Origin of the sequence: Leifsonia sp. 22587, assembly GCF_052044215.1 — a bacterium.
Taxonomy (GTDB): domain Bacteria; phylum Actinomycetota; class Actinomycetes; order Actinomycetales; family Microbacteriaceae; genus Leifsonia; species Leifsonia shinshuensis_C.
Window position 1 is genome coordinate 144,599 of the sequence record NZ_JBQENB010000003.1, and the last position, 14,399, is coordinate 158,997.

Here is a 14,399-nt window from a genome sequence, read left to right on the forward strand (position 1 = left end):
GCTCGGCTCATGGTTCCTGGCCCCGCTCTGCTGGCGTTCGCACTGGCGTCGCTCGCGCTGATCGTCATCCCGGGGCCGAGCGTGCTGTTCGTGATCGGGCGGGCCCTCGCCCTGGGCCGGGTCGGCGGCCTGCTCAGCGTGCTGGGCAACGCGCTCGGGATGCTGCCCCTGATCGTCGCCGTGGCGCTGGGCATCGGTGCGGTCGTGGCGCAGTCCGTCGTGCTGTTCGACGTGATCAAATTCGTCGGCGCCGGATACCTGGTCTACCTGGGCATCCAGGCCATCCGCCATCGCCGCCACACCGCGGTCACGCACGAGGCGACGCCGGTTCCGCGATCGCGCTGGCGGATCCTCGGCGAAGGATTCCTGGTCGGCGTGACGAACCCGAAGTCGCTCGTCTTCTTCGTGGCCGTGCTGCCGCAGTTCGTCGACCAGCAGGCGGGCGCGGTCCCCCTGCAGCTGTTCGAGCTGGGTGTGGTGTTCCTCGTGCTGGCGCTCGTCTCGGACAGCGTCTGGGCGCTCATCGCCGGGACGGCCCGCGAGTGGTTCGGTCGTTCGCCCAAGCGCGTCGAGCGTCTCGGGGCGACGGGTGGGGTGCTGATGATCGGGCTGGGCGGCGTCCTCGCCGTCACCGGGGTCAAGCACTGACCCACGGTCACGGCGAGGGCGGCGCGTCGGACGAGGCCGTCGACGGCGTGGCCGTCGCGGTCGGGATCAGATGTCGCCGGCGGTGGCCACCGGGGTGAGGACGGCGCGGGCGAGCGTGTGGAAGTGCACGTTGAAGCCCAGCACCGCCGGGGTCGACGCCGGGTCGAGGTCGAGTCGCTCGACGTCGAGGGCGTGGACGACGATGTTGTAGTGGTGGGTTCCCGTGCCCGGAGGCGGCCCCGCGCCGGTGAAGCTCTTGGCACCCAGCTCGTTGGACAGCATCGCGGCGCCCTGCGGCAGGCCGCCGCCGCCCTCGGCTCCGGCGCCCGTCGGGAGCTCGGTCACGGTCGCCGGGATGTTGTAGACGGCCCAGTGCCAGAAGCCCGAACCGGTCGGAGCGTCCGGGTCGTGGATCGTCACCGCGAAGCTCTTGGTCTCGGGAGGGAACCCGGTCCACGACAGCTGCGGCGAGATGTCGCCACCGCCGCCGCCGGCGCCCCACTGTTCGCGGGAGAGCGGGCGGCCCTCCGCGACGTCGTCGCTGGACACGGAGAAGGAGGGAACGGCGCCGAAGCGCTCGAGAGGATCTTCAGCCATGGCGCCAGGCTACGCCCGCGCCACGGGCTCCGCGGTCGGGGCCGGAGTGCGCTTGCGGAACCGGCGCGGGAGACCGGTGACACCCCACAGCGTCACACGCAGCATCGCCTCCACCACGATGCCGCCGCCCATCTTCGACGCGCCGCGCTCACGCTCCACGAACGTGATCGGGACCTCCACGATCGACAGCCCCGCATCGTACGCACGTCGAGTCATGTCGATTTGGAAGCAATAGCCCTGGCTCTCGGTCCGGTCGTACTGCAAGGCCCGGAGCGCCTCCGCGGTGAACGCGCGATACCCGCCGGTGACATCCTTCACGGGGAGCCCGAGAGCGATGCGCGAGTACGCGCTGCCGCCGCGGGAGATCGCCCGGCGACGCGCCGGCCAGTTGACCACCCCGCCGCCCTCGACCCAGCGGGAGCCCAGCACGACATCCGCACCGGGACGGTCGACGCCGCGCAACGCCGCCAGCAGGCTGGGCAGCTGCTCCGGCTGGTGGGATCCATCCGCATCCATCTCGACGATGGCGCCGAATCCGGCATCCAGCCCCCAGGTCATCCCGGCGCGATAGGCCGCCCCCAGACCCTCCTTGCCCGACCGGTGCATCACGTGCACGTTCGCGTCGGTCGCGGCCAGCGCGTCCGCCAGCTCACCCGTGCCGTCCGGGGAGCCGTCGTCGACGACGAGGACCTCGGCCTCGGGCACCGACGCCCGCACACGTCCCACGATCGAGCCGATGTTCTCGCTCTCGTTGTAGGTGGGGATGATGACCAGGGTTCGCACGACCCGCCTTTCTGTCAGGGGCGCGCCCCACGGACCTCATCCACACTGTCCTAGGAGTCTGAACAGCAGGCGAACGACTCTTCCGGCGCTCACAGGCTCCACGATCCTACGATCCGGGCGCGACGGAAAGGCTCGCCTACGATGAACCGGTGGCTGTGCCGAAAGTGATCCTCTTCTACGTCTTCGCGCCGCTGCCCGACCCGGAGGCCGTCCGGCTGTGGCAGCGGACGCTGTGCGAAGCCCTCGGCCTGCGCGGCCGGATCCTGCTCTCCGCGCAGGGAATCAACGGAACGCTGGGCGGCGAGCTCGATGCGCTGAAGCGCTATCTGCGGGTCACCAAGGAGTACGGAGCCTTCCGCGCGCTCGACGTCAAATGGAGCGAGGGATCCGGCCTCGATGCGGACAACATGAGCCTCGACTTCCCCCGGCTGTCGGTGAAGGTCCGGGAGGAGATCGTCTCGTTCGGCGCCCCGGAGGAGCTCCGGGTCGACGAGAACGGCGTCATCGGAGGCGGAACCCGCCTCGCACCCGACGAACTGCACGAGCTCGTGGAGCGACGCGACGATGTCGTGTTCTTCGACGGCAGGAATCGGTTCGAAGCGAACGTCGGCCGCTTCCGGGACGCGATCGTGCCCGAGGTCGACAACACCCGCGAGTTCGTCGAGGCGCTCGACAGCGGGGCGTACGACCACCTCAAGGAGCGGCCCGTCGTCACCTACTGCACCGGCGGCATCCGCTGCGAGGTGCTGTCGTCGCTGATGCGGTCGCGCGGGTTCCAGGAGGTGTACCAGCTCGACGGAGGCATCGCGCGCTACGGCGAGGCGTACGGCGACGACGGGCTGTGGGAGGGATCGCTCTACGTCTTCGACGGGCGCGGCTCGCTCACCTTCAGCGATCACGCCGCGGTCATCGGGGCCTGCGTGACCTGCGGAGCGGCCACGAGCCGGATGCGCAACTGCCCCGACCCCGCGTGCCGCGAACAGCTCGTGGTGTGCGAGACCTGCGACACCGCGGCCTGCGCACGGCACGCGGCCTAACGATCCGCTGCGTGCCGACCCGGCGCCCGACGACCACCGCCTGACGGTCCAGCGCTGATTCGTCCACATCGCGGACGGCGAACGCGTTCTCCACCGACTCCGGGAAATCTTGGCGCGCATCTTGCGTTGCGGCCATCATGAACAGCATGGATCCGGTCACCACCATCGTCTGGATCGTGTCGTTCGTTCTCGTCACGGTCACCGTCACGGGCCTTTCGCGCCGGGTGGGATGGTCCGCGCCGGTCGTGCTGGTGTTCGTCGGCGCAGCGGCGTCGTTCGTGCCCGGCGTTCCGACCGTGGCCCTGGAACCCGAGGTGGTGCTGTTCGGGCTGCTCCCTCCCCTCCTCTTCGCCGCCGCGATCCAGACCTCCATCGTCGACGTCCGCGCCAGGCGCGACGGCATCCTGCTGCTCTCTGTCGGCCTCGTCGCCTTCACCGTCGTCGTGGTGGGGTTCACGACCTTCCTGGTTGTGCCCGCCATCACGCTCGCGGCTGCGTTCGCGTTCGGGGCGGTGGTCGCGCCGACGGACACGGTCGCGGTCCAGGCCGTGGCCGGCCGGGTCCGGCTGCCCCGACGGCTCGTCACCGTGCTCGAAGGCGAGAGCCTGCTCAACGACGCCACGGCGCTGGTCGCCCTGAACGCGAGCATCGCGGCGATCATCAGCGTCCTGAACCCGTGGGCCGTCGGCGGCGACTTCGTCCTCGCCGTCGTGGTGGGCGTGGGCGTCGGGCTCGCGGTGGGGCTGCTGCTCGCGATCATCCGGAAGCAGCTGCGGTCGCCGGTGCTCGACACCTCGCTCGCGCTGGTGACCCCGTATCTGGCGTTCATCCCCTCGCAGTTCCTGCACGGGTCGGGCATCCTCTCCGTGGTCGTCGCGGGGCTCTACCTGGGCTACCGCTCCCCGACGATCCAGACGGCCGAGGCGCGGATCGCGGAGACGATCAACTGGCGCACGGTGAGCTTCCTGCTCGAGAACGCGGTGTTCCTCTTCATCGGGCTGGAGCTGCGGTCGATCCTGTCGGCGGCGTTCACGTCGGGAATCACGGTGCCCGACACGATCCTCATCAGTGTTGTCGTGCTGCTCGCCATCTTCCTCGCGCGATTCCTCTGGATGATCGGCACCACGGCGCTGTACCGGTACGGTCCGCGACGCCTCCGCGAGCGCGGCTGGTCCTGGCCGACGGGGATCGCCGTGTCGTTCGCCGGGATCCGCGGCGTGGTCACGCTGGCGGCCGTCTTCCTGCTGCCGAAGGAGACGCCGCACCGCGAGTTCCTGCAGTTCCTGGCGTTCGTGGTCGTGGTCGGGACCCTGCTCCAGGGGCTGGCTCTGCCGTGGGTGATCCGCCGGCTCAAGCTGCCACCGCCCGATTTCGCGCAGGAGGCGAGCGAGATGCAGCGGCTGCTGGCGGAGGCGCAATCCGCCGGTCTGGAGCACCTGGAGTCGCAGGTGACCGGCGACGAGGACGAGCGGGTCATCGAGCGGCTGCGCATCAACGCGCTCTTCCTCTCGGATGCGCTCGAGAATCCGTCGCCGGATGAGGCCGCCGACCTGCCTCTCGAATATCGGAGACTCCGGCGCACCATGATCGTCGCCGAGCGTCAGGCCGTGCTCGAAGCCCGGGCGGAGGGACGCTACCAGGAGCCGGCGGTGCGGTCGGTGCTGGCGTTCCTGGATGCGGAGGAGACAGCGCTCAAGGCGGGAGGGACGGACGGCAAGAAGTCGCTGATGTGAGCGGCTCGGTGCGGCGCCAGCGGCTCGGTGCGGCGCGTCCCGCTCAGCGGACCACGGTGTCGTCGCCGGGCGCATCCATCGCGGCGAGCGCGCCGGGCGTCGCGACGGCGGACGCACCGGGGACGCCGCGGCTGGGCCGCTGCCGGAGGTCGCGCGGGCGGCGCGCCCACAGTCGCGACCGCTTCGACGAGAGGGCGAGCACCACGAGGATGTCGAGCGCCAGCCCGAGGAGGTTGTTGTGCAGCGACACCTGGGGGCCGCCGTTGAAGAAGTCGATCGCGGACAGCACGATGATCAGGGTGCTGTACGACATGGCCGCGATGCGCGCCCAATTGCTGCCGAAGTAGATCAGCAAGGCGAGCAGGAAGTAGACCACCAGCCCGGCCGCGAACACCCCCATGGCGATGCCGAGCACGAGGCTCGCGGACTCCCGCTCGTCCGGGCTCACCGCCCCGGCGGCCAGCTCCGAGCCGACGAACTTCTGCCAGTCGAGGACGTTCAGCACGATGTATCCGACGCCCGCGAGGATGCGCAGCAGCATCAGCAGCACGCCCAGCGTCGTCGGCACCGGCCGGCGCTGGACCAGCGCGAGCCGGCGCGCATCCGCGTCGGCGGCGACGGAGACGCCCTCGGCGTCCACGACCACCCGGGTCAGGTCCACCACCGGCAGGTCGCCATCCGTCTCGATCGTGTCCCCGCCGCCGTTGCGCGCGTGATACCCGGTCGAGAAGTCCCGGATGACGTCCACGCCGACGCCGATCCCCGCATCCATCAGGGTCGCGACGATGTGATCGCGTTCGATGTCCGTGTTCGCGTCGATCTTGTGGGTGATCTGGAGGGTGAAGAGCGAGAAGCCGACCGAGCGATCGAACGTCCCGGCGGCCAGCCAGTCGACGCGCCGGCCGCCCGGAAGCAGCCAGCCCTCCGGGCATCGCCAGAAGCGCACGTGATGCCGCTTCGCCGGGTTTCCCTTCACCTCCTGCTGGTAGGCCACATCCTGCTGGCGCCCGAACAGGAACAGCGGGCTCACCGGCGCCTCGTCGTAGCTTCGGCGCAGAAGCGTCCCGGTGATGATGCGCCAGCTCGAGCGGGCGGTGATCTCGTCCGCACGCGTCCACCCCGCCTGGCGCATCGCGTCGTCGAGCTGCGCCTCCGAGCCGAGGAACGCCAGGTTGATCGGGTCGCCGAGCAGTCCGTCACTGGTCCGCGCCCGACCGATGAAGTAGTCGGGCACGTAGATCTCGGTCAGGATGCGGTGCAGCCGCGGCAGCACCAGGTACGCGAGCACGACCCAGAACAGCACGAAGAACAGGATGAGGAACCAGCCCCACTCGAAACTCTCCGTCAGCACCAGCCACGCGAGCCAGACCGCCGACAGGCCGCCGACCAGGAAGAAGATGTAGTCCAGGGTCGAGCTCCGCGAGGCACGGCGGCGGGATGCCGAACGGCTCTTCGGCACCTCCTGCGGCTCCCCCGTGCGGGCCATGGCGCCATCCTAGAGCCCGCGATCGCCGCGACGTAGGGTGTGCCTATGACCAGCATCCAGGCGCGCGGCGCCGAACTCCGCCGACTGCACGAAGCACCCGAGCTCCTCCAGGTCGTGAACGTCTGGGACGCGATCAGCGCCCGCGTCATAGCGGACCTCCCCGACACCCGGGCGCTGGCGACGGCGAGCCACTCCATCGCGGCGACCCTCGGGTACGAGGACGGCGAGAACATCCCCCTCGACCTGATGCTCGACATGGTCGGCCGCATCGTGCAGGCCACCGACCTCCCCGTCAGCGCCGACCTCGAAGGCGGGTACGGCGACGCCGGCGAGACCATCCGGCGCGCCATCGGCGTCGGCGTCGTGGGCGCCAACCTCGAGGATCGGATGCGCCCCTTCGACGACGCCGTCGCCGAAGTGCGGGCCGCCATCCGGGCCGCAGAGGCCGAGGGCGTCCCCTTCGCACTCAACGCCCGCACCGACGTGTTCGTCCGCAACGCCTTCCCCACCGACGACGAGAAGATCGAGGAGGCCGTCCGGCGCGGCCGCGCCTTCCTCGACGAGGGTGCGACCTGCGTGTTCGTCCCCGGCAAGCTCGACGAGCGGACAGTCGAGCGACTGGTCGGCGGCCTGGGCGCGCAGACGCTGAGCGTCATCGCGGTTCCCGGATCGCTCGCCCCCGCCCGGCTGCAGGAACTCGGCGTCGCGCGCGTCTCGTACGGCCCGTGGACGCAGCGTGTCGCCCTCACGGCGCTGCGGAATTCGGCACTCGAGCTGTACGCGGGCGGCGAGCTTCCCCTCGGGACCCAGCCGCTCAACTGACGCGTCCCGGCGGCCCCGCTGCCAACCCGGCACCGCTGACCGTCCGGCGCGGCCCGGTAACGCTGACGCCCGCGTCCCGCGCCACCTCCGGCGCGGCCCGGTAACGCTGACGCGCGCCGAGGCACGCCTCCGGCCCTTCGATCCCCCGGCGTAGGGTGAGGGCATGAGCGACTTCCGCGCCCTCGTGATCGAACAGCAGGTCGACGGCGGACGGATCACCGCCCACCGCGCGGAGGTGCGCCGGGTCGACGACGCGTTCCTCATGCCGGGCGATGTGACGATCGCCGTGGAGTTCTCCGACCTCAACTACAAGGACGGTCTCGCGATCGCCGGTCGTCCCGGCGTGGCACGCACCTCGCCGCTCATCCCGGGCATCGATGTGGTCGGGACCGTGCAGCAGTCGCGCGACCCGCGGTGGCATCCGGGCGAGCGCGTGGTGCTGAACGGCGCCGGGCTGGGCGAGTCCCACCACGGTGGCCTCGCGGAGCGGGCGCGCGTCGACGGGTCCGCGCTGGTGCGCATCCCGGACGCCCTCACCTCGGAGCAGGCGGCGGCGATCGGGACGGCCGGGTTCACCGCGATGCTCGCCGTGCTGGCGCTGGAGCGGAACGGGATCGACCCGCAGGAGGTCGCCGAGAGCGGGAGCAGCATCCTGGTCACCGGAGCGGCCGGCGGCGTCGGATCCGTCGCGGTGGCCCTCCTCGCGAAACTGGGTTACCCGGTCACCGCGTCCACCGGCCGTGCGGACGAGGTGCGCGACTACCTGACGGACCTCGGCGCGACCACGATCATCGACCGCTCGGAGCTCGACGCGGCCGGCAAGCCGCTGCAGTCGCAGCGCTGGGCGGGCGCGGTCGACTCGGTCGGGAGCCAGACGCTCGCGACGGTGCTCGCGCAGACCCGCTACGGCGGAGTGGTGGCGGCGTGCGGACTCGCGCAGGGCCCGGACCTTCCGGCGACGGTGCTGCCGTTCATCCTGCGGGCGGTGACGCTCGTCGGGATCAACTCGGTGGAGGCGCCGGCCGCGCTCCGCGAGACCGCGTGGCGGCGCCTCGCCACCGACCTCGACGAAGAGTCCCTCGCCGCGATGACACGGTTCGTCGCGCTCGCGGACGCGATCCCGGCCGCGGAGGACATCCTCGCCGGCCGGCTCCGCGGGCGCACCGTCGTCGACGTCCGCGGCTGAACCCGGAGGCGGGTGGACCCGTCGGTATGCTGACGCCATGATCGTCCTCGCCACCGTCGTGGTCACTCTCGCCGCCGCGCTGCACATCGTCATCTTCTTCATGGAGAGCGTCGCCTGGACCCGGCCGACCGTCTGGCGCCGGTTCCGGGTGGCGAGCCAGGCGGCGGCGGACACGGTGCGCCCGATGGCGTACAACCAGGGGTTCTACAACCTGTTCCTGGCGATCGGGGCGGTGGTCGGGCTCATCCTCTACGGCGTCGGGCAGCACGCCGCGGGCCTGGCGCTCATCATCTTCACGACGGCCAGCATGATCGCGGCCGCGGTGGTGCTCGTCACCACGGGCCGCGGCTACCTGCGCCCGGCGCTCATCCAGGGCACCCTGCCGCTGCTCGGCCTGGTGCTGCTGCTCGTGGGGCTGGCGACCGGGCAGAGCTGAGCCGGGCACAGCTGACCACCGGCGGGCTGACCGGGCAGCGGCACAGCGCTCGCGCCGGTTCAGCGTAACTCGGGCGCGACGGACTCCGGCCGGAGCCCCCGCCCGATCAGCCGCGAGCTCACCATCTGCACAACCGGCGTCGCCGCGGCGAGCGCCAGGCGCAGCGGGGCCGGCAGCGGATGCGGGAGCAGGCGCACGCCCTCCGGACGCGAGATGAAGCGGTGCGCCGCGAGCTGGATGCGCTGCATGGCGGCGACCGGGGGCGTCCGCCGTCGCTGGATCGCCTCCAGCAGCCGCAGGTCCATCTCCCCGGCAGCATCCGCCGCGAGCGCCTCGCTCGCATCCGGCGCGGGACCCAGCTCGCGCAACGTCCCCGTCAGGGCGTTGGCCGTCGCCACCGCATCCTGGATCGCGTAGTTCACGCCGACGCCGAACGCGGGCGACATCGCGTGCGCCGCATCCCCGATGGCGAGGAAACCGCGCCGGAACCATCGCGGCAGGCGGTCGATCTGCACGCTCAGCAGCTTCACCTGGTCCCACTCGGTGATCGTCTCGAGCGACGCGCGCAGGTGAGGTGCCGCACCGGCGACCGCCTCCCGGAACGCGTCGAGCCCGGACTGCCGCAGGCCGTCGAAGCCGCCCTTCGGGATGATGAGCCCCGCCTGCACGTAGTCCTGGCGCTCGATCGTGACCACCATGCCGCCCTCGCCGATGTAGGCCAGCGTGTGCGGTGAGGAGCCCTCGGGCTTCGGAAGGCGGAACCACAGCACGTCGATGGGGACGCCCGACCGCCGCGGACGCAGCCCGGCCGCCGCGCGGAGCACCGAGTCGCGGCCGTCCGCCGCGACGACGAGCCGCGCCCGGATCTCGAGCGGACCGTCCGGCCCCTGCGCCAGCACGCCGCGGACCACGTCCCCCTCGCGGACGAGGTCCGTCGCCTCGGTCTCCATGAGCAACCGGAAGTTCGGGTGGCGGGCGGCGTCCTGGGCGAGGAAGGTCAGGAAGTCCCACTGCGGCGCGAGCACCAGGAAGTCGTCGGGGGCGCCCAGCCGGCCGAAGTCGATGGGATGGAGGCGGTTCCCGTTCACGACCACGTCGAGCGTCCTGATGCCCGTGTGCGGAAGCCCGAGGAAGGCATCGCGCAGCCCCAGCTCCCCCAGCACCCCGACGGTGGACGGATGGATGGTGTCGCCGCGGAAGTCGCGGAAGAAGTCGGCGTGCTTCTCCAGCACCACCACATCCACGCCGTTGCGGGCGAGGAGCAGGCCCAGCATCATCCCGGCGGGCCCGCCACCGGCGATCACGCACGTCGTTCGCACCGTCTCCATGATCGGCAGCGTATCCTCCCGCCATGGCCATCATCGCCAGCATTCTGATCGCAGCGGCGGCGATCGTCCATCTCGCGTTCTTCGCCATGGAGAGCGTGCTGTGGTCGTCGCCCGGCGTCTGGCGGCGTTTCGGCGTGGGCTCGCAGCGGGATGCGGACGCCGTTCGGCCGATGGCGTACAACCAGGGCTTCTACAACCTGTTCCTCGCCGGGGGCTCGGTCGTCGGTCTCGTGCTCTACTGGACGACGCTCCGCCAGGTCGGCTTCGGGCTGATCTTCTTCTGCGGCGTCTGCATGGTGCTGGCGTCGCTCGTGCTGCTCACGACGGACCGGAGGTTCTGGCGCGCCGCGCTGCTGCAGGGGGCGATCCCGCTGGCGGGGCTCATCCTGTTCGTGATCGCCGAGAACGCCTGACTGCGCCGAGAGCAGAGGCGCCGGTCAGTCGATGACGCCGCCGTCGGTGGCCAGCTCGCTGCCGTCCACGCGCAGGGCCTCCACCAGGCGTGCGGCGTGCGGGGTCGAGACGATGATGCGCGAGTACTCCTCGCCGTCCAGGTCGATGACGACCGCGGCACGCTGCTTGCCCTTGATCAGCAGGAAGTCCTTGCCGCCGTGGAACTTCCACGTGCCGAGCGACAGGGTGAGCGGGACGGCCGCTCCGGGGGCGCGGATGCCGCGGATCCAGATCCACGGGTCTTCGGTGATGGCGACCGAGCGGATGCTGTCGCGCGGGACGACGACATCCTCACGCTTCACGGCCAGCACCTTCTCGGCCCGCGTGAGATGGATCTCCAGGCGGTCGGGGTGCACGTGCAGGTCGGCCATAGCTCTATCCTGCCAAGGCGCGGCCGCCCGCGCGTCATAGGAATCTCACAAAGCCATCACATTCGTCGGGGATCGACCCGTCCGCGGCCATGTATCCTTCTCGTCGTGGCAGCGCAGCGACGAACTCCGGGTTCGCAGACTTCACTTCGTGAAGCCAACCGAGCCCGCATCGTCGACGCCATCAAGAAGCACGGGGGCCTGACGCAGGTCGAGCTGGCCGGTGCGACGGGGCTCTCCCCGGCCACCGTGTCCAACATCGTCAAAGAGCTCTCGACCTCCGGCGTGCTGCACACCGCGCAGAGCATCCGCTCGGGCCGCCGGGCCCAGCACGTCACCCTCGCCCACGCTCTCGGGCTCGTGGTCGGCGTGCACTTCTCGACCCGCCATCTCCGCGTCGCGCTGGCCGACGTCGCCCACACCGTCGTGGCCGAGAACCACATGCCGCTGGCGCGCGACCACCGGGCCGACAACGAGCTCGACAAGGTGTCGCTGCTGCTCAACGACATGCTGGAGTCGGTGGATGCGTCCCGCAGCGACCTGCTGGCCATCGGCATCGCCGTGCCCGCCCCGATCGACCGGGCGACCGGCACCATCGCGCGCAGCGGGATCATGCGCGGCTGGGACGGCGTGGCCATCGCCGAGTCGATGGAGCGACGGATCAAACGCCCGGTCTTCATCGACAACTCCGCCAATCTCGGCGCGCTGGGTGAGTCCCGGTTCGGCGCCGGCCGGGGCAAGAGCAACACGATCACGCTCGACATCGGCGACGGGATCGGCGCGGGCCTGATCCTCAACGGGCAGGTGTTCCGCGGCAACCACGGCGTCGCCGGCGAGTTCGGCCACACCACCATCCGCGAGAACGGACCGCTCTGCCGCTGCGGCAACCGCGGATGCCTGGAGGCACTGGCGGGCGGTCCCGCCATCCTGGAGGAGCTCCGCGATCACCTCGGCAGCCTGAAGCTCGGCGACGTGGTGCTGCAGGCGATGGCCGGGGATGCGCGCTGCATCCGGGCGATCGCGGACGCCGGCCGGCACATCGGCGTGGCGACGGCGAACCTGTGCAACCTCCTCGACCCGGAGCGCGTGATCGTCGGGGGCGAACTGGCCCGGGCCGGCGAGCTCCTGCTCGGGCCGATGCGGCACTCCGTAGAGCGCTCGATCATCGTCAATCCCGACCTGATGCCCGACATCGTCCAGGGTCAGCTCGGGACCCGCGCGGCCGCCCTCGGAGCCGTCGCGTACGCGGTCGACTGCGTGTCGATCTCCTCCGACGGCGTCTCGTACTGAACGCGCTCCCACCGTGTCCCCCGAACCGGGCGCGAACCGTTACGGAATCGGTTGGCTTCAACTCTTGACGCCAAAAGCCGCCTCTGGGACACTCAACGCAGCCGCCAACGAAGGCGGTCCCGAATCGGAGGTTTTTCAATGAAGATCGCCACCAAGAGAGCGGTCATCGCGTCGGCCGCGATCCTGCTCACAGCCGTCACCCTCACAGCGTGTTCCAACGGTTCCGGAAACAGTTCGGGTGGAAGCACCAAGGACGCCGCCAACGCACAGATCGGCCTCCTCCTCCCCGACTCCGTCACGGCCCGCTACGAGGCCGCGGACAAGCCGTTCTTCGAGGCCAAGGTCAAAGAGCTCTGCTCCGGCTGCAAGGTCCTCTACGCGAACGCCGACGGCGACGCCAGCAAGCAGCAGCAGCAGGCGGAGTCGATGCTGACCCAGGGCGTCAAGGTCCTCGTGCTCGACCCGTTCGACGGCGAGGCGGCCGCCTCCATCGTCGGCGAGGCCAAGGCGAAGAACGTGCCGGTCATCTCCTACGACCGTCTCATCAACAGCCCGGACAGCAACTACTACATCTCGTTCGACAACGAAAAGGTCGGTCAGCTGCAGGGCCAGGCGCTCGTCGACAAGCTGAAGAAGGACGGCGTGCCGTCCGGTGCCGGCATCCTGATGGTCAACGGTTCGCCGACCGACAACAACGCGACGCTGTTCAAGAAGGGCGCGCACAGCGTCATCGACTCCAGCGGCTACAAGGTGCTCGCCGAGTTCGACACCCCCGGATGGGACCCGGCCAAGGCCCAGGACTGGGTCTCCGGCCAGGTGTCGCAGTTCAAGGACCAGATCAAGGGCGTCTACGCGGCGAACGACGGCACCGGTGGTGGCGCGATCGCGGCCATGAAGGCGGCCAACGTCAACCCGCTCCCGCCGGTGACCGGTCAGGACGCGGAGCTCGCGGGCATCCAGCGGATCCTCGCCGGTGACCAGTACATGACCGTGTACAAGGCCCTCAAGCCGGAGGCCGAGAAGGCGGCGGAGCTCGCCGTCGACCTGACCAAGGGCAACAAGCCGAAGGGCGACACCACGGTGAACACCGCGGGCGGCGCGGCGATCCAGTCGTTCCTGCTCACGCCGGTCTCGGTCACGACGGACAACATCCAGAGCACGGTGGTCAAGGACGAGTTCTACGGAGCCGACTCCGCCTCGAAGATCTGCACCGCCGACTACAAGGCCGACTGCGAGAAGTACGGCATCAAGTAACCCCGTAGGACGATCCCGGCCCGGGATGCCCCTTTCACTCGGAAGGGTGCATCCCGGGCCGGGTGGTTCCGATCTAGCCTGAGAACAGGAAGCATGCTGCGCACAGCTCGAAGGAGAACGCCGTGACCATGGAATCCGCCATCGTGGACGAGGAGCGGTCGACCCGCCGGCCCGTCCTCTCCCTCCGCGGGGTCTCGAAAGGGTTCGGCGCCGTCCAAGCGCTCACCGACATCCACCTCGACGTCTACGCCGGAGAGGTCGTCGCGCTGGTCGGCGACAACGGCGCCGGCAAGTCGACGCTCGTCAAGATCCTCGCCGGGGTGCACCCGCAGGATGCGGGGACGATCGAGTTCGACGGCCAGGAGGTCTCGATCCCGTCGCCCGCGGCATCCCGCGAGCTCGGCATCGCGACCGTGTTCCAGGACCTCGCCCTCTGCGACAACCTCGACGTCGTCTCGAACCTGTTCCTCGGGCGCGAGATCACGAAGGGCACGCTCGACGAGGAGGAGATGGAGAAGCGCTCGTGGAGCCTGCTCCGTCAGCTCTCCGCGCGCATCCCCTCGGTGCGCATCGCGGTCGCGTCCCTCTCGGGCGGTCAGCGGCAGACTGTCGCGATCGCCCGGTCGCTGATCGGCGACCCGCGCGTCGTCATCCTCGACGAGCCGACCGCCGCCCTCGGCGTCGCCCAGACCGCCGAGGTGCTCAACCTCATCGAGCGGCTGCGCGAGCGCGGCCTCGGCGTCATCCTGATCAGCCACAACATGGCCGACGTGCAGGCCGTCGCGGACCGCGTCGCGGTGCTGCGCCTCGGCCGCAACAACGGCGACTTCCGCGTACCGGAGGTCAGCTACGAGGACATCATCTCCGCCATCACCGGCGCGACGGACAACGTGGTCGTCCGCCGTGCCGAGCGCCTCATGGAGGCCGAAGAATCCGCAGAACGGAGCCCGGAAGCATGACGAAGGCAGGACAGACGAC

Annotated in this window: 15 protein-coding genes; 10 read left to right on the plus strand and 5 right to left on the minus strand. The window is 70.4% G+C overall.

From position 1 onward, the window contains the following. Positions 1-9: 9 nt before the first annotated feature. Positions 10-648, plus strand: coding sequence for a LysE family translocator (locus tag ACTJI1_RS12780; protein WP_440742948.1), 639 nt, complete (start codon positions 10-12; stop codon positions 646-648). A 66-nt stretch (positions 649-714) separates the two neighbouring features. Here the strand turns inward: ACTJI1_RS12780 and ACTJI1_RS12785 are convergent, their stop codons facing one another. Together ACTJI1_RS12785 and ACTJI1_RS12790 are read right to left on the minus strand one after the other, a co-directional pair. Continuing rightward, entirely contained in the window at positions 715-1,245 is a 531-nt protein-coding gene (locus ACTJI1_RS12785) for a YbhB/YbcL family Raf kinase inhibitor-like protein (protein ID WP_310132979.1), read from the minus strand. 9 nt (positions 1,246-1,254) lie between these two features. Continuing rightward, positions 1,255-2,028 carry a polyprenol monophosphomannose synthase gene (locus tag ACTJI1_RS12790; RefSeq protein WP_310132976.1) on the minus strand — a complete coding sequence of 258 codons (774 nt, stop codon included), beginning with the start codon at positions 2,026-2,028 and terminating at the stop codon, positions 1,255-1,257. Between the two features lie 149 nt (positions 2,029-2,177). Here ACTJI1_RS12790 and trhO point away from each other — a divergent pair, with 149 nt between their 5' ends. Together trhO and ACTJI1_RS12800 are read left to right on the plus strand one after the other, a co-directional pair. Then, positions 2,178-3,065, plus strand: coding sequence for an oxygen-dependent tRNA uridine(34) hydroxylase TrhO (gene trhO / locus ACTJI1_RS12795; RefSeq protein WP_440742949.1), 888 nt, complete (start codon positions 2,178-2,180; stop codon positions 3,063-3,065). A gap of 146 nt (positions 3,066-3,211) precedes the next feature. Next, a complete protein-coding gene (locus ACTJI1_RS12800) occupies positions 3,212-4,798 on the plus strand; it encodes a Na+/H+ antiporter (RefSeq protein WP_310132971.1) in 1,587 nt (528 codons plus the stop codon). 43 nt (positions 4,799-4,841) lie between these two features. Here ACTJI1_RS12800 and ACTJI1_RS12805 read toward each other — a convergent pair whose 3' ends face one another. Then, positions 4,842-6,284 (minus strand): LssY C-terminal domain-containing protein, encoded by a 1,443-nt coding sequence (locus tag ACTJI1_RS12805; protein WP_440742950.1) that lies wholly within the window; start codon positions 6,282-6,284, stop codon positions 4,842-4,844. A 45-nt stretch (positions 6,285-6,329) separates the two neighbouring features. Here ACTJI1_RS12805 and ACTJI1_RS12810 point away from each other — a divergent pair, with 45 nt between their 5' ends. The 3 genes from ACTJI1_RS12810 (at position 6,330) to ACTJI1_RS12820 (ending at position 8,728) form a co-directional block, all read left to right on the plus strand. After that, positions 6,330-7,106, plus strand: a complete 777-nt coding sequence (locus ACTJI1_RS12810; protein ID WP_440742951.1) for an isocitrate lyase/PEP mutase family protein — start codon at positions 6,330-6,332, stop codon at positions 7,104-7,106. A gap of 163 nt (positions 7,107-7,269) precedes the next feature. Continuing rightward, a complete protein-coding gene (locus tag ACTJI1_RS12815; protein ID WP_440742952.1) occupies positions 7,270-8,292 on the plus strand; it encodes an MDR family oxidoreductase in 1,023 nt (340 codons plus the stop codon). Between the two features lie 37 nt (positions 8,293-8,329). Further along, entirely contained in the window at positions 8,330-8,728 is a 399-nt protein-coding gene (locus ACTJI1_RS12820) for a DUF1304 domain-containing protein (protein ID WP_440742953.1), read from the plus strand. A gap of 59 nt (positions 8,729-8,787) precedes the next feature. Here ACTJI1_RS12820 and ACTJI1_RS12825 read toward each other — a convergent pair whose 3' ends face one another. Further along, positions 8,788-10,056, minus strand: coding sequence for an FAD-dependent oxidoreductase (locus ACTJI1_RS12825; protein ID WP_440742954.1), 1,269 nt, complete (start codon positions 10,054-10,056; stop codon positions 8,788-8,790). Between the two features lie 23 nt (positions 10,057-10,079). Here ACTJI1_RS12825 and ACTJI1_RS12830 point away from each other — a divergent pair, with 23 nt between their 5' ends. Beyond that, on the plus strand, positions 10,080-10,469 hold the full coding sequence (locus ACTJI1_RS12830) for a DUF1304 domain-containing protein (RefSeq protein ID WP_440742955.1): 390 nt from the start codon (positions 10,080-10,082) through the stop codon (positions 10,467-10,469). 24 nt (positions 10,470-10,493) lie between these two features. Here the strand turns inward: ACTJI1_RS12830 and ACTJI1_RS12835 are convergent, their stop codons facing one another. Next, complete coding sequence (locus tag ACTJI1_RS12835; protein WP_310132954.1) at positions 10,494-10,880, minus strand: hypothetical protein; 387 nt, start codon at positions 10,878-10,880, stop codon at positions 10,494-10,496. Between the two features lie 105 nt (positions 10,881-10,985). Between ACTJI1_RS12835 and ACTJI1_RS12840 the strand changes: the two genes are divergently transcribed. The 3 genes from ACTJI1_RS12840 (at position 10,986) to ACTJI1_RS12850 (ending at position 14,380) form a co-directional block, all read left to right on the plus strand. Beyond that, positions 10,986-12,167, plus strand: coding sequence for an ROK family transcriptional regulator (locus ACTJI1_RS12840; RefSeq protein WP_310132952.1), 1,182 nt, complete (start codon positions 10,986-10,988; stop codon positions 12,165-12,167). A gap of 138 nt (positions 12,168-12,305) precedes the next feature. Next, a complete protein-coding gene (locus ACTJI1_RS12845; RefSeq protein WP_310132949.1) occupies positions 12,306-13,421 on the plus strand; it encodes an ABC transporter substrate-binding protein in 1,116 nt (371 codons plus the stop codon). 128 nt (positions 13,422-13,549) lie between these two features. Beyond that, entirely contained in the window at positions 13,550-14,380 is an 831-nt protein-coding gene (locus ACTJI1_RS12850) for an ATP-binding cassette domain-containing protein (RefSeq protein ID WP_310135038.1), read from the plus strand. Positions 14,381-14,399: the final 19 nt, after the last annotated feature.

Coding starts and splice junctions, on each gene's coding strand:
- ACTJI1_RS12780 (WP_440742948.1), top strand. CDS start 10: ATGGTTCCTGGCCCCGCTCTGCTGGCGTTCGCACTGGCGTCGCTCGCG.
- ACTJI1_RS12785 (WP_310132979.1), bottom strand. CDS start 1,245: ATGGCTGAAGATCCTCTCGAGCGCTTCGGCGCCGTTCCCTCCTTCTCC.
- ACTJI1_RS12800 (WP_310132971.1), top strand. CDS start 3,212: ATGGATCCGGTCACCACCATCGTCTGGATCGTGTCGTTCGTTCTCGTC.
- ACTJI1_RS12805 (WP_440742950.1), bottom strand. CDS start 6,284: ATGGCCCGCACGGGGGAGCCGCAGGAGGTGCCGAAGAGCCGTTCGGCA.
- ACTJI1_RS12810 (WP_440742951.1), top strand. CDS start 6,330: ATGACCAGCATCCAGGCGCGCGGCGCCGAACTCCGCCGACTGCACGAA.
- ACTJI1_RS12815 (WP_440742952.1), top strand. CDS start 7,270: ATGAGCGACTTCCGCGCCCTCGTGATCGAACAGCAGGTCGACGGCGGA.
- ACTJI1_RS12820 (WP_440742953.1), top strand. CDS start 8,330: ATGATCGTCCTCGCCACCGTCGTGGTCACTCTCGCCGCCGCGCTGCAC.
- ACTJI1_RS12825 (WP_440742954.1), bottom strand. CDS start 10,056: ATGGAGACGGTGCGAACGACGTGCGTGATCGCCGGTGGCGGGCCCGCC.
- ACTJI1_RS12830 (WP_440742955.1), top strand. CDS start 10,080: ATGGCCATCATCGCCAGCATTCTGATCGCAGCGGCGGCGATCGTCCAT.
- ACTJI1_RS12835 (WP_310132954.1), bottom strand. CDS start 10,880: ATGGCCGACCTGCACGTGCACCCCGACCGCCTGGAGATCCATCTCACG.
- ACTJI1_RS12845 (WP_310132949.1), top strand. CDS start 12,306: ATGAAGATCGCCACCAAGAGAGCGGTCATCGCGTCGGCCGCGATCCTG.
- ACTJI1_RS12850 (WP_310135038.1), top strand. CDS start 13,550: ATGGAATCCGCCATCGTGGACGAGGAGCGGTCGACCCGCCGGCCCGTC.